This is a genomic window from Bradyrhizobium sp. USDA 4354, assembly GCF_054060315.1.
This window is the reverse complement of record NZ_JBSSDC010000001.1, coordinates 1,954,437-1,967,882: the sequence shown is the minus strand read 5'-3', so window position 1 is coordinate 1,967,882 and position 13,446 is coordinate 1,954,437. Positions and strand designations below refer to the sequence as shown.

Below are 13,446 nucleotides of genomic sequence, written 5' to 3'. Positions count from 1 at the left end.
TTTTTTGCTCCGCTGTCGTCCCGGACAAGCGGAGCTGCCGGCAACGCGCAGCGTTGTCGGGAGCGGAGCGCTGATCCGGGACCCATACTCCGCAGCAATCGTTTTGCGAAGGCTCGGAGTTACCGGCGCGTGCAACAACGCAATTCGGTGGTTGTGGGTCCCGGATCGGCGCGCGCTTGAGGGCGCGCTTGTCCGGGACGACAGCGAGTGTGAGGCGATAGGGTCGGCTTCACGCCGCGAACTTAGAGGCAGCGAACCTACGCCGCCCGGATATTCGCCATAAAGCGGTCGAGCTCGGCGCGGAGACGGGTGCTTTCGCTCGACAGGGTCTTGGCCGAGTTCAGCACCTCTTCCGAAGCCGAGCCGGTCTCGGCGGCGCCGCGGTTGACCTCGCCGATATCGGTGGCCGCGGTCTGGGTGCCCTGCGCGACGGTCTGGACGCTGCGGGCGATCTCCTGGGTGGCGGCGCCCTGCTGCTCGACCGCGCTCGCGATCGAGGTCGAGATCGACGAGATCTGGCCGATGGTCGCGCCGATCTCCTTGATGGCGGCGACCGATTCGGCGGTGGCACCCTGCATGCCCGAGATGTGTGAGGAGATCTCGTCCGTTGCCTTCGCGGTCTGGCTTGCCAGCGATTTCACCTCGCTCGCCACAACCGCGAAGCCGCGGCCGGCCTCGCCGGCGCGGGCGGCCTCGATGGTGGCGTTGAGCGCGAGCAGGTTGGTCTGCTCGGCGATCGCCGTGATCAGCTTGACCACTTCGCCGATCTGCTGGGCGGCATGCGACAGCTTGCCGATGCGGCCGTCGGTTTCCCTGGCCTGCACCACGGCGGCCTCGGCGATGCGGCTGGAATCGCGGACCTGGCGGCCGATCTCCTCGACCGAGGCCGAGAGCTCTTCGGTCGCGGTCGCGACCGACTGCATGTTGGAGGAGGCCTGCTCGGAGACGCCGGCGACCTGGCTCGACAGGCTCTGCGTGGTCTCGGCGGTGCGGGTCAGGGTGGAGGCCGCCGATTCCAGCTGCACGGCCGAGGCCGAGACGTTGGAGACGATGGCGCCGACCGCGCTCTCGAAATCGTCGGCAAAGCGGATCAGCTCGGCGCGGCGGCTGGCGGCCTGCTCCCGGTTCTGGACTTCGCTGGCGGCGGCGTCGCGCTCGGCTTTTGCAACGGCTTGAATCTTGAACTCCTCGACCGCGCCGGCCATCTCGCCGATCTCGTCCTTGCGGCCGAGGCCCGGCAGCACGACGTCGAAATTGCCCGAGGCCAGCTCCCGCATCGCCTTGCACATCGCGATCATCGGACGCGAAATGCCGTTGCCGAGCCACAAGGCCAGCGCGACGCCGACGGCCAACCCGCCCAGCGCCAGCATCAGCATCAGCTGCTCGGTCTCTCCGATCGTCGCATTGGCGCTCGCCTCGATGCGTTGCTGGTCCGCGGTCAGATCCGAGCGCAGCTCGGCCGAGAGCTTGAGGATGGTCGCCGCCGTCTTCGTCATCTCGCCGTTCAGCTTGACGATGACCTTCACGTTCTCGGTCAGCTTGGCAAACGAGGTGCGGTACTGCTTCAAGAGATCGCCGATCTCCTTGACGCGATCAGTGATCTTTTGGTCGTTCGCGTAGATGGAGACCAACAGCGTCTCGAGGAACTTGATGCGGGCGATCACGCCGTCGGCGGTCTTCGGCTCCGGCTTGGCCACGAAGGCGCCGACCGAGGTGGAGACCGCCAGATATTGCGAGGTGACGTCCTTGGCCGTGGTCTGAACCGAGCTCAGGCCCGCCAGCGCTGCGGTATCGGCGAGATCGTCGAATTTGAAACGGATCTTGTTGCCGACACTGTTGAGCTCGTCGGCGGCGATCTTGTTGTTCTCGCGCGTCAGGGTGATGATGTCGCCGAAGACTTTCGCAAAGCTCTGGAACTCGGCCTCGAGCTTGCCGACCTGCTCACGGCGGGCGGCGCCGGTCGTCGCGGCCATCGACTTGGCAATCGCGCTCTTCAGATTCCCTTCAGCCGCCTTGGCTGCGGTCTCGTCATCCGCCGCGCCAGTCAGGGTATAGGCCCGTGCCAGCCCCTGATAGGCGATCAGCTCGCGATCGACCGTCCGCGCCTGATCGGCTTCCGATACGCTGGTGCGGTAGGATGCCACGGCGCCTGCGATCCGCTCGAAGCCGAAATAGGCAAATGCCATGCTGACGGCGAGGATGGCGAGCACCGCCCCGAAGCCGAGGATGATCTTTGCGCGAAAACGCAGCGTTGGCAGCTTCGATTGGCTCGACTTCGATTGGCTCGACTTGGATTGGCTCGACTTGGACTTGACCGACATTCCCCCACCCCATTCCATTCGCGGAAAACCAGGCGCAGCCCGGAAGCAGCCCGCTTCCCGACTCCGCTGCACGTTACGGGGCAAAGGATAAGCCACGGTAAATTTATGGCGTCGCAACTTGCGGTTAGACGACGCGGGAAATTGTTAAGGCGCGCTTGTCCGGGACGACAGCGAGTGTGAGGCGATAGGGTCGGCTTCACGCCGCGAACTTAGAGGCCGCGAACCTACGCCGCCCGGATATTCGCCATGAAGCGGTCGAGCTCGGCGCGGAGACGGGTGCTTTCGCTCGACAGGGTCTTGGCCGAGTTCAGCACCTCTTCCGAAGCCGAGCCGGTCTCGGCGGCGCCGCGGTTGACCTCGCCGATATCGGTGGCCGCGGTCTGGGTTCCCTGCGCGACGGTCTGGACGCTGCGGGCGATCTCCTGGGTGGCGGCGCCCTGCTGCTCGACCGCGCTCGCGATCGAGGTCGAGATCGACGAGATCTGGCCGATGGTCGCGCCGATCTCCTTGATGGCGGCGACCGATTCGGCGGTGGCACCCTGCATGCCCGAGATGTGTGAGGAGATCTCGTCCGTTGCCTTCGCGGTCTGGCTTGCCAGCGATTTCACCTCGCTCGCCACGACCGCGAAGCCGCGGCCGGCCTCGCCGGCGCGGGCGGCCTCGATGGTGGCGTTGAGCGCGAGCAGGTTGGTCTGCTCGGCGATCGCCGTGATCAGCTTGACCACTTCGCCGATCTGCTGGGCGGCATGCGACAGCTTGCCGATGCGGCCGTCGGTTTCCCTGGCCTGCACCACGGCGGCCTCGGCGATGCGGCTGGAATCGCGGACCTGGCGGCCGATCTCCTCGACCGAGGCCGAGAGCTCTTCGGTCGCGGTCGCGACCGACTGCATGTTGGAGGAGGCCTGCTCGGAGACGCCGGCGACCTGGCTCGACAGGCTCTGCGTGGTCTCGGCGGTGCGGGTCAGGGTGGAGGCCGCCGATTCCAGCTGCACGGCCGAGGCCGAGACGTTGGAGACGATGGCGCCGACCGCGCTCTCGAAATCGTCGGCAAAGCGGATCAGCTCGGCGCGGCGGCCGGCGGCCTGCTCCCGGTTCTGGACTTCGCTGGCGGCGGCGTCGCGCTCGGCCTTGGCAACGGCTTGAATCTTGAACTCCTCGACCGCGCCGGCCATCTCGCCGATCTCGTCCTTGCGGCCGAGGCCCGGCAGCACGACGTCGAAATTGCCCGAGGCCAGCTCCCGCATCGCCTTGCACATCGCGATCATCGGACGCGAGATGCCGGTGCCGAGCAGGAAGGCGAGAACCGCGCCAAGCAGCGTGCCGCCGACCGCCAGCATCAGCACCAGCTGCTCGGTCTGCCCGATGGTCGCCTCCGATTCCGAATCCAGCCGCTGCTGCTCGGCGACGAGGTCCGCCTTCATGGCGGTGGCTCCCTGCAGGATCGCGCCAGCCGAGCCGTTCATCTCGGTGACGAGATCGTCGACCAGCTTGGCGTTGGTGATCAGATTCTCCAGCGCTTCGCGATAGGCCCCGAGCAGCGCCTTGGCATCTTTCAGGCCGGCGACGATCTTGTCGTCCATCGAGTAGACCGCGCCGAGCGAGTTCTCGACGAATTTCAGCCGCGCCAGCGCGCTGGCGGCGATCGCCTGGTCGGACGTCAGCACGAAATTGGTCGCCGCGGCACTCGCGGTCTGGAATTGGGCGTTGACCTGCTTGGTGCCGAACTCGATCGCCTGCGCTTCGGCGTCGGACGCGTTGTTGCCGATGTCGTCGAGCTTGTATTTCAGGAGATTGGCGTTGCGCTGGAGCTGGTTCTGGACCAGCAACGCGCTGTCGCGCTTGGCCTGGAGCACTTTTGCGAAGGTTGCGGAGAAGCTGGAAAACTCCTTGGCGAGCTTGCCGAGGCTTTCCTGCCGCGCCGGTTTCTTGGCACCGTTGACGGCCTGCTCGATGGCATTCTTCAGACTAGCCTCGGCGTCGAGCGCCGCCTTGGCGTCGTCTTCCTTGCCGGTGACGACGAAATATTTGACGGCCGAACGATAGGCGAGCAGCTCGCGGTCGATGTTGCGGGCAAGATCGGCCTCGGACACGCTGCTGCGGTAGGATCCGACCCCGGAGGCAACCCGCTCGAAGCCGAGATAGGAGAAGGCCATGCTGCCGGCGGAGATCACCAGCACGGCGGCGAAGCCGAGAATGATCTTTGCGCGGAACCTGAGGGTCGGAAATAATGTGCGCTTCGACGGCGAGGCGATACGCCTGGACATTCCCAACCCCCAGCTCATGTTCTTTGCAGCGATTCTGCGGCCCGGAAGCAGCCCTTTCCGAACCGTGCGTAAAATTAGGGCAGAATCCTCAAGGGGTGGTAAATCCGTCCGGTCTGCATTCTGGATGGAGAGCTCCTCCGCAGGGCTTGTCCGGCCTTGCACGGACCAGGCGCCGTGTTGCGGCTAACCGGAAAACGCCTTACTCTCGAATACTTATAAGGCACTTGGCGTTAGACCGAGCTGGTCCTCGAGGGGAGAAACGGAGTGGGGCAAACCGATTTTCGGTTTGGCGGCGCGTCGGGCGTTGCCGTGGCCAAGTCGAAGGCTGCGAGCGTCGATGAAGCCGTGGCCGAACTGGCGGCCCAGCTCCCCTCTGACGAGTTGGCGCTGATCCTGGTGTTCCTCTCCCCGAGCTACGATCCCCACCACTTCATCGCCGAGATCACCCGGCAATTCGATGAGACCCAGGTCTGCGGTTGTACCACTGCCGGCGAGCTTGCCCCTGATGGCTGGGACGAGAACAGCGTCGTGGCGCTGGCCTTCAGCCGTACCGATTTCTCCGCGGCGGTGCGGCCCATCTTCAACCTCGACAGTTTCCGCGTCGAGGACGGCCGCAGGATCGGCGGTGAGCTCCGGCACGAGCTGTTGCGGGCTACCCCGCAGGTCGATCGTGGCAGTCCCTTCGGCCTGGTCCTGATCGACGGGCTGTGCCGCCGCGAGGAAGCGGTGATGTCCGCGATCTATGCCTCGCTGGACGACATTCCGGTCGTCGGCGGATCCGCCGGCGACGGGATGCGCTTCGAGAAGACCTGGGTGTTCTTTGGCGGCAAGGCGCACACCAATGCCGCCCTGCTGATCCTGCTGAACACGTCGTTGCCGTTCCGCGTCTTCAAGTGCGACAACTTCGAGCCGCGGGCGCAGAAGATGGTCGTGACCGAGGCCGACATCGAAAATCGAATGGTCAGGGAGCTGAACGCAGAGCCGGCCGCACTGGAATATTCGCGCATGGTCGGGATCATGGATGCCAAGCTCGATCCGTTCTCCTTTGCGTCGCATCCGGTGCTGGTGCGCGTCGGCGGCTCCTATTACGCGCGCTCGATCCAGCGCGTCGAACCGGACGGCTCCCTGCACTTCTTCTGCGCCATCGACGAGGGCATGGTGCTGACGGCGGCGACGTCGCGAAGCCTGGTCGGCTCGACCCGCGAGACGTTTGCCGAAATTCGCGACCAGATCGGAGACGTCTCGCTCTATATCGGCTTCGAGTGCCTGCTCCGCCGGCTCGACGCCGAGCAGCACCAGCTCGCCCGCGACATGTCCGAACTGTACCGGCAGAACCGCGTGATCGGCTTTCACACCTATGGCGAGCAGTTCGGCTCGATGCATGTGAACCAGACCTTCACGGGGGTCGCGATCGGAAGGCGCCCGTCGTGACGGACATGTGGCAGGGTCCCGATGCGGTCGACCAGCTGCGGCACGAAGCCGCCAAGCTGAGGAAGATCAATGCCGCGCTGATGTCGCGCGTCGAGCGCTCGATGGACCAGCAGCTCAACGCCTTTTCATTGTTCGAAACCGCCATTGCGCTCGACCACAAGGTCCGCGACCGGACGCATCAGTTGCGCGAGGCGCTGCATTCGGTCGAGCGCGCCAATGAGGGTCTCTACCGCGCCAAGCAGCAGGCGGAGGCGGCAAGCTCGCTGAAATCCTCGGTGCTGATCTCGGTCACCCACGATCTGTTGCAGCCGCTCAACGCGGCGCGCCTGACCCTGTCCGCGCTGACCGAGATGATGGAATCGCAGGAGGCCGGCCTGCTCATCGATCAGGCCGACCGCTCACTGGTGATGCTGGAGGACCTGCTGCGGTCGCTGCTGGAGATCGCCAAGCTCGACGCCGGCGCGCTCAAGCCCGACGTGCGCGCGATCGCGCTGGCGCCCTTGTTCGAGCAGCTCCGCAACGAGTTCGAGCCGATCGCCGCGCGGCAAGGCCTGTCCTTGCGCATCCGCAGCTCTCAGCTGGCGGTGATGTCGGATGCGATGATGCTGCGGCGAATCCTCCAGAACCTGCTCGCCAATGCCATTCGCTATACCCGCAGCGGCGGCGTCGTCATGGGATGCCGGCCGCGGGGCGACCAGATCTGCGTCCAGGTCTCCGACACCGGACCCGGGATTGCGCAGGCGCAGCAGGAGGCGATCTTCCGCGAATTCCAGCGCGGCGAGGCAATCGCGACCGACCAGGCCGGCTTCGGGCTCGGTCTCTCCATCGTCCGCCGCTTCGCAACCGTGCTCGGGCACGAGGTGCGGCTGTCGTCGCAGCTCGGCAGGGGATCGACCTTCACCCTGGAGCTGGAGCCGATCGACCTCGTCGAGGTCGACGACGGGGTGCATGAGGTCAAGCTCGCCGCGCGGCACTACAATTATAGTGGGCTCGAAGGCGCCAAGATCCTGCTGATCGAGAACGATCCGAACGGCTCGGAGGCGATGGCCGCACTGCTCGAGGGCTGGGGCTGCGACGTCGCGACCACACGATCGGGCGCGGACGCGCGGTTGCGCCTCAGCGAGCTCGGCGGCGCGCCCGATGTCGTGATTGCCGACCTCCATCTCGATCACGGCGAGAGCGGCCTGTCGGCCATCGCCGATGTCCGGGAGCATTTGAAGCTCGACACGCCCGCCATGATCATCACCGCCGACTATTCCGAACAGGCGGCGAAGGAGGCGAGCCTCCACGGCCTCGAAGTGTTGAAGAAGCCGATCAAGCCGGCCGAGATGCGGGCGCTGCTGTCATTCCTGCTGAGCTAGAGCGCGCGGCTGGCGCACATCAAATATCGCAAAACAACCCCATGCACAGTACCGGTAATATCTTACGTGAAGCTATGACTTTGACTTATCGATGAATTACCTTGTCGGATGTTGCGCCCCGCCGCGGCAAACCAGGCGACAATCGCGTCACTGCTGGTCGGGATGTGCCCGCTCGCGCCTCGTCGTGCTGCCCTCGGCCAGCGTCGCAAAATCGATCCGGGACATTTCGACGATGGCCTTGGTGCGGCTGAGCACGTTGAGCTTGCGCAGGATGTCGGACACGTGGACCTTCACGGTGGTCTCGGAGATCTTCAGCTCATAGGCGATCTGCTTGTTTTGCAGGCCGCGCTTGAGCATTTCGAGCACGCGCAATTGCTGCGGCGTCAGTTCGTGCAGGCGCCTGATGAGATCCTGCGCGGGGCCGGACGGGCGTTGCGGGCGAACAAGTCCGCGATACGCGGCGGGAACACAGACCGAGCCGCGCAGGACCTCGCCGATCGACTCCGCCAGATCCTGCTTGGACGATGATTTGAGGATGTAGCCGGACACGCCGAGCGACAGGGCGCCGGACATGATCTGCGGATCCTGATGGCCGGATACGATGACGACAGGAATCCTGGGAAACCCCTTGCGGATGCGGATGACGCCCGAAAGACCTGTGGTGCCCGGCATCGACAGATCGAGCAGGATGAGGTCGAGCTCGGTGGTCGCCGCGACCCGCTCGAGCGCACCGTCGATCGACGTCGCCTGAAGGATCTCAGCCGCCGGCGCCACCATCTGGAGCGCGCCCTCGAGGGCCTCGCGAAACAGTGGATGGTCTTCGACAATCAGAAATTGCATCACGTATGAGCCATTCCTGGATAATTACCCAGATGATTGACGGGTTCGAGGTCGAAACGAGAATGTCCCAGCCGGGTCAGGCCGGCTTGATCCAGGTCAAGCTCGACGTCAAGCTCGACATCGCCCGTCATTGCGGCCGCCCGCGATCGGCCCGCGCATAGGGCCGGCTCTTTGGATCCGGCAGATCCACCTTGCCGATCTCGATGATCGCCTTGTTGCGGCTGAACAGGCCGAGCTTGCGTAAGATCTCGGTGATATGCGCCTTCACCGTGGATTCGGCGAGCTGAAGCTCCTGGGCGATCTGCCGGTTCGGATAGCCGCGCCGCAGGAGCTCGAGCACGCGAAGCTGCTGCGGCGTGAGCTCGCGCAGCTTGACCTCGAGCGCCTTGCTGGCCTCGGCCCGCCGCCGCTGCGGCGCCGCCACGAAATCCTTCGGCACCGACACCGATCCATTCAGCACGCCCTCGATCGATTGCGCCAGCTCGCGCTTCGACATCGACTTCGGCAGATAGCCGGCGGCCCCGAGCTCCAGCGCCTCGCGGACGATGCGCTGGTCCTCCTCGCTCGACACGATGGCAACAGGCAGGCGCGGATAGGCCTCGCGCAAACGCAGGAAGCCGGAGAAGCCGGTCGCATCCGGCAGCAACAGGTCGAGCAGCGCGAGATCGATGCCCTCGCCCTGCTCGGCCGTCAGGATATGAAAGGCATCCTCGATCGACATCGCCTCGAGGATCCGCGCCTCCGGCAAGGCCAGCCGCACCGCATTGCCGAGCGCCTCGCGAAACAACGGATGATCGTCGATGATCAGGATGCTGGTCATGGCGCCTTCACACTGCACCGCCGAATAGCCCACCATACGGGCATCCACCGCCGTAGCGGAAGAGGCAGCACCATACGGCACCCCTCCGGCGCCGGGATGGTGCCGGATGGACGGTAGCACATCCTCCCGATCGGGTTCGGTCAAGACCGTTCAGTCGTTCGATTCGGACTGGACCGTCAGCAGGAAGGAATAGATGCTGTTGAACTGGTCGTCGGTATAGACCTCCTTCCAGGCCGGCATGCCCTTGGTCGGCCGCCCCTCGTGCACGGTGGTCCAGAACTTCTCGCGCATCTCGTCGCCGTAGCGGTGACGCAGCAGCCGCAGATCGATCTTCCGCTCGCTCTGGATCGCGTCGGGACCGTGGCAGTGCGCACAGGTTCCGTTGAAGATCTCCTTGCCCGCGCCGACGGCCTCGGCGCCCGGTGCGACCGCATCGCCCTTGGTCTCGGTCGCCGCCATATTGGCGACCTGCGCCACGCCGGCTCCGGTTCCCGTTCCCGTCGTGACTGCCGCCGGCGCCGCGCCGAAGCGGACCGGTTCGCCGGTCGGCAGACCGTATTTCACCACGAGCTCGCCGATCGTCTTTTGAAGCTGCGGCAGGACGGCATCGACGCGATCGCGTAGCTCAGTCGAGGTCTTCGCGAAGCCGATGGCCGCATCCCACGACAGGCCTTCGCCCTCGGTGAGCTCGATCTGGTAGCGGTCATTGTAGCTGGTCTTGTTCAGCCAGCCGGCGACCGGCCCCCAGATGAAGGCGACGTCGGCCCTGCCCCGGTCGAGCGCCTGCATGCCTTCCTCCGGTGACAGCACCGTCACCTTCTCGATGTCGTCGCGGCTCGCGAGCAGGTTTTGCGGCGTGCTGGCGAACTGCACGGCAACCCGTTTGCCCCTGAGGCCGTCGATGCCGCCGAGTGCCTGGCCCTTGGCGGCCACGAGAGCATAGCCCTCTTTCGCGAAGGCGTTGGAGAAGATCACGGCCGGTCCCATGAAATCCTCGGACCGCGGCAGCCCGATCATGGCGTCGCATTGCTTGCCGAGCAGCGTGACGCGCACGGTGCGCTTTCCGAAATAGGATTTGTACCAGTCGTAGGCGACCGGCCGGCCGAGCGCCTGCGCCAGCGCCTGTCCGATCTCGACATAGAAGCCCGGCCTCGACGGACTATCGCTCGAGAATGGAAGATTGGTGGGATCGGCGCAGAGACGGAGCGGCTGCGCCTCGTCGGCGTGCAGCGGCGCGGCCGGAACGGTCAGCGCCGCTGCGGCACATGCGAGCAGGCTTGCGATGGAGCGGCGTCGGCTCGCACCGATGGCAGAATGATTGGCACGCATCCTCGTCTCCCTTGGCGTTTGCCTCGGCGTTTGCCTTGGCGTTGCTAGGCCGGAGCTTGCTGACCCAGGCGCGGCGGCACCAGGCGTCGGCCGATGCCGCAGTTCATGTCTGGAGAAAGCGCGCGCGTATCCGTCACCTCGAGGATACGCGCGCGAGTGGTCACTGGACGGAGAACACGAAGAGCGAACCGCCCTCGGGAGCTGCGGCTGTCATCTTCTTTCCTACCTCGCCCAGGAACGCAGGCAGCGCAGCCGTGCGGCCGACGACGATGGCGACATATTGCTTGCCGTCGACCTGGTAGGTCACCGGACCCGCGCCGATGCCGGAGCCGAGATTCTTGCTCCACAGCACCTTGCCGGATTTCGCATCGATGGCGCGGAAATCGCCATGGATGTTGCCGGCAAACACGAGACCGCCGCCGGTGGTCAGCGTGCCGCCGTTGAACGGCAGGTCTTCCTTGATCGACCAGACCTTCTTCTGCGCGACCGGATCCCAGGCCACGAGTTCGCCGAGGAAGCCGCCGGGACCTTCCTTGGTCGGGAATTCGGCGCCGAGATAGAACACACCGCGCTTGTAGGCGACATCACTGACCGACCAGTCCATGCAGACATTGTTGGACGGGATGTAGACGAGGCCGGTCTGCGGGTTGAACGACATCGGCTGCCAGTTCTTGCCGCCGATCAGGTTCGGGCAGATGTCCTTGGCGGGATGATTCGGCCCGGGACGCTTGTCGGGATCCTCGACCGCGCGCATCGTGGCGACGTCCCACTTCTTGGCCCAGTTGGAGAACACGTATTTCTCCGCCGACAACACCTTGCCGGTCTCACGATTGGCGACGAAGAAGAAGCCGTTGCGGTCCGCCTTCATGAGGGCCGGAACGGTGCTGCCGCCGATCTTCAGATCCGCGAGCACGGCCTCGTTGACGCCGTCATAGTCCCAGGCGTCGGCCGGCGTGGTCTGGATATGCCACTTGATCTTGCCGGTGTTGGGATCGAGCGCGAGCGTGGAGGCAGTGTAGAGGTTGGTCAGCTTGCCGAAATTGCCATCGCCGGTCGAACGCACCGCAGTGTTCCACGGGCCGGGATTGCTGGTGCCCCAATAGACCGTGTCGGTCTTCGCATCGTAGGAGCCGACAAGCCATGCCGCGCCGCCGCCATGCTGGGCGGAGTCACCCTTCCAGGAATCGCCGCCGGGCTCGTCCGGCGAAGGAACGGTGTAGGTCTGCCACACCTGCTTGCCGGTGTTGATGTCGAAGGCCTGCAACGCGCCGCGCACGCCGTATTCGCCACCGCCGAAACCGGTGATGACCTTGTCGCGCACGACGAGCGGCGGCGAGGTGATGACCGAGCCCTGCTTGTAGTCGACCACCTTCGCCGTCCACAGCGACTTGCCGGTCGCGGCATCGAGCGCCGTCAGCTTGCCGTCGAGGCGGCCGACGAAGATCTTGCCGTCGGCATAGGAGACGCCGCGATTGTTCACGTCGCAGCAGGCGTATTGCAGCACGTCCTCGGGAATGTCGGGCTCCCAGGTCCATTTCCGCGCGCCGGTGGCCGCATCGAGCGCATAGACGTATTTCGGCCCCCACGAGCTCGAAACGTAGAGCGTGTTGCCGACGACGATCGGCGAGGATTCGTTCGAGCGCAGCGACGCCAGCGAGAAGGAATAAGCGAGCGTCAGCTTGCCGGCGTTCTCGGTGTTGATCTGCTTGAGCGGGCTGAAGCGGGTGTTGGCATAGTCGTGGCCCGCGACGGCCCACTGATTCGAATCGGATTGCGCCTTGAGCAGGGAATCGTTGGCGCGAACGCCCGGTGTAATGGCGGCGAGCATCGCAATCATGGAGATGCCGGCCAAGAAGCCCTTCGTTCCAAAGGTCATGTATTCCCTCCGCGATGTTGTTGTGCACGCCTCGTTGGGCGCTGAGCGGGCTGCGCTCGTGATGCGCAGTTTGCCTGCGAGCCATCGTTCGAAATTACAGCATCGCCTCCTCGCGCTTAGTATAGGCGGAAGGTAGTAGTGCAAATCATTGGCGGCTTTCGCCGCTCATCTCGTTGTCGAAGCTCGACTCTTTGCCTTGATTTGCAGGTCGAAATGCATCAAGCGCGTGTGGCGACCGACGACGTCGCCTCACTCTCGGTCGTCGTCCCGGACAAGCGAACGAAGTGAGCGCTGGACTCAGTTTGGCGCAGGCTGACAACTCCGAGTCCCCGTAACCACCTCTGCCTGTGGCTATGAGTCCCGGATCTGCGCTTACGCTTGTCCGGGACGACAGGGGAGTTTGCGGCGACCTTGCATCGTCGCGTGCAGCGATGCTGTGCATCGGTCACGATGATGGCGCTACCACCGCCGCAAAGCTTTGGAAGAAGTTCGCGGCAAGTTTGCGCGACGTGGACTCGATCAGCCGCGAGCCGAGCTGTGCGAGCTTGCCGCCGATCTGCGCGTCGGCCTCGTAATGCAGGATGGTGACGTCAGGCGATTCTTCTTCCAGCCTGACCTTCGCGCCGCCCCTTGGCAAAGCCGGCGACGCCGCCGGCGCCTTCGCCGACGATGCGGTAACCGTTGGGCGCATCGATGTCTGCCAGCGTCACCTTGCCGCTGAACGTCGCCTTCACTGGACCGACCTTCAGCACCACGGTCGCGGTCATCTCCGTCGGCGATGCCATCTCGAGCGATTGGCAGCCGGGAATGCAGCGCCTGAGAATATCGGGATCGTTGAGCGCAGCCCACACCGTGGCCTTCGACGCCGGGATCCGCTGACTGTCGTTCATCTGCATCGCTTCCACCCTTTTGGCCGTTGCTTGTACGGTTCGACTAGGGGGCCCCTTGGCTGCGATCAATCGCCAGGAAGTACTAGTCCTGCCTTGCCGCGTCTCATTCATTCAATGTCATTCCGGGGCGCGACCAACGGGTCTGCGCAAAGCGCGGCCCGATGGTCGCGAGCCCGGAATCCATCCGTCCACCTACTCTGACGCTCGATGGATTCCGGGCTCCCTCGCTTCGCTCGGGCCCCGGAATGACGGAGTGGACTGTTCGAGTCGCAACACTCGGCCGGCGCGGCCTGTCGGCAACGGTTTGCTGCATC

9 protein-coding genes and 1 pseudogene are annotated in these 13,446 nt (G+C 64.9%); 2 read left to right on the top strand and 8 right to left on the bottom strand.

Translation table 11 applies throughout. The features are described from left to right. Positions 1-257 precede the first annotated feature (257 nt). On the bottom strand, positions 258-2,339 hold the full coding sequence (locus tag ACVIIV_RS09230; RefSeq protein WP_456743905.1) for a methyl-accepting chemotaxis protein: 2,082 nt from the start codon (positions 2,337-2,339) through the stop codon (positions 258-260). 206 nt (positions 2,340-2,545) lie between these two features. Continuing rightward, a complete protein-coding gene (locus tag ACVIIV_RS09225) occupies positions 2,546-4,585 on the bottom strand; it encodes a methyl-accepting chemotaxis protein (protein WP_456743904.1) in 2,040 nt (679 codons plus the stop codon). A gap of 264 nt (positions 4,586-4,849) precedes the next feature. Here ACVIIV_RS09225 and ACVIIV_RS09220 point away from each other — a divergent pair, with 264 nt between their 5' ends. After that, positions 4,850-6,016, top strand: coding sequence for an FIST N-terminal domain-containing protein (locus tag ACVIIV_RS09220; protein ID WP_456743903.1), 1,167 nt, complete (start codon positions 4,850-4,852; stop codon positions 6,014-6,016). A gap of 5 nt (positions 6,017-6,021) precedes the next feature. After that, positions 6,022-7,377: a hybrid sensor histidine kinase/response regulator gene (locus tag ACVIIV_RS09215; RefSeq protein WP_456748690.1), complete on the top strand. Its 1,356-nt coding sequence runs from the start codon at positions 6,022-6,024 to the stop codon at positions 7,375-7,377. A 147-nt stretch (positions 7,378-7,524) separates the two neighbouring features. On the opposite strand, the gene ACVIIV_RS09210 is transcribed toward ACVIIV_RS09215, so the two are convergent. The 6 genes and pseudogenes from ACVIIV_RS09210 to ACVIIV_RS09185 form a co-directional block, all read right to left on the bottom strand. After that, positions 7,525-8,217: a response regulator gene (locus tag ACVIIV_RS09210; protein WP_456743902.1), complete on the bottom strand. Its 693-nt coding sequence runs from the start codon at positions 8,215-8,217 to the stop codon at positions 7,525-7,527. Continuing rightward, the gene (locus ACVIIV_RS09205; RefSeq protein WP_456743901.1) at positions 8,217-8,348 is read right to left on the bottom strand and encodes a hypothetical protein; all 132 of its coding nucleotides are present in this window, start codon (positions 8,346-8,348) and stop codon (positions 8,217-8,219) included. Before ACVIIV_RS09205 ends, ACVIIV_RS09210 begins: the two co-directional genes overlap by 1 nt. Beyond that, positions 8,345-9,037 (bottom strand): response regulator, encoded by a 693-nt coding sequence (locus ACVIIV_RS09200; protein WP_456748689.1) that lies wholly within the window; start codon positions 9,035-9,037, stop codon positions 8,345-8,347. The genes ACVIIV_RS09205 and ACVIIV_RS09200 overlap by 4 nt, the downstream gene beginning before the upstream one ends. A gap of 150 nt (positions 9,038-9,187) precedes the next feature. After that, positions 9,188-10,366 (bottom strand): c-type cytochrome, encoded by a 1,179-nt coding sequence (locus ACVIIV_RS09195; protein ID WP_456743900.1) that lies wholly within the window; start codon positions 10,364-10,366, stop codon positions 9,188-9,190. A 160-nt stretch (positions 10,367-10,526) separates the two neighbouring features. After that, positions 10,527-12,242 (bottom strand): PQQ-dependent methanol/ethanol family dehydrogenase, encoded by a 1,716-nt coding sequence (locus ACVIIV_RS09190; protein WP_456743899.1) that lies wholly within the window; start codon positions 12,240-12,242, stop codon positions 10,527-10,529. Positions 12,243-12,687: 445 nt separating this feature from the next. Then, positions 12,688-13,138 (bottom strand): annotated as a pseudogene (locus tag ACVIIV_RS09185) (SRPBCC family protein). Between the last annotated feature and the right edge of the window lie 308 nt (positions 13,139-13,446).

Bases quoted from the DNA above. Each gene is read 5' to 3' on its own strand.
- ACVIIV_RS09230 (WP_456743905.1), bottom strand. From the start codon at position 2,339: ATGGAATGGGGTGGGGGAATGTCGGTCAAGTCCAAGTCGAGCCAATCC.
- ACVIIV_RS09225 (WP_456743904.1), bottom strand. From the start codon at position 4,585: ATGTCCAGGCGTATCGCCTCGCCGTCGAAGCGCACATTATTTCCGACC.
- ACVIIV_RS09215 (WP_456748690.1), top strand. From the start codon at position 6,022: ATGTGGCAGGGTCCCGATGCGGTCGACCAGCTGCGGCACGAAGCCGCC.
- ACVIIV_RS09210 (WP_456743902.1), bottom strand. From the start codon at position 8,217: ATGCAATTTCTGATTGTCGAAGACCATCCACTGTTTCGCGAGGCCCTC.
- ACVIIV_RS09205 (WP_456743901.1), bottom strand. From the start codon at position 8,348: ATGACGGGCGATGTCGAGCTTGACGTCGAGCTTGACCTGGATCAAGCC.
- ACVIIV_RS09200 (WP_456748689.1), bottom strand. From the start codon at position 9,037: ATGACCAGCATCCTGATCATCGACGATCATCCGTTGTTTCGCGAGGCG.
- ACVIIV_RS09195 (WP_456743900.1), bottom strand. From the start codon at position 10,366: ATGCGTGCCAATCATTCTGCCATCGGTGCGAGCCGACGCCGCTCCATC.
- ACVIIV_RS09190 (WP_456743899.1), bottom strand. From the start codon at position 12,242: ATGACCTTTGGAACGAAGGGCTTCTTGGCCGGCATCTCCATGATTGCG.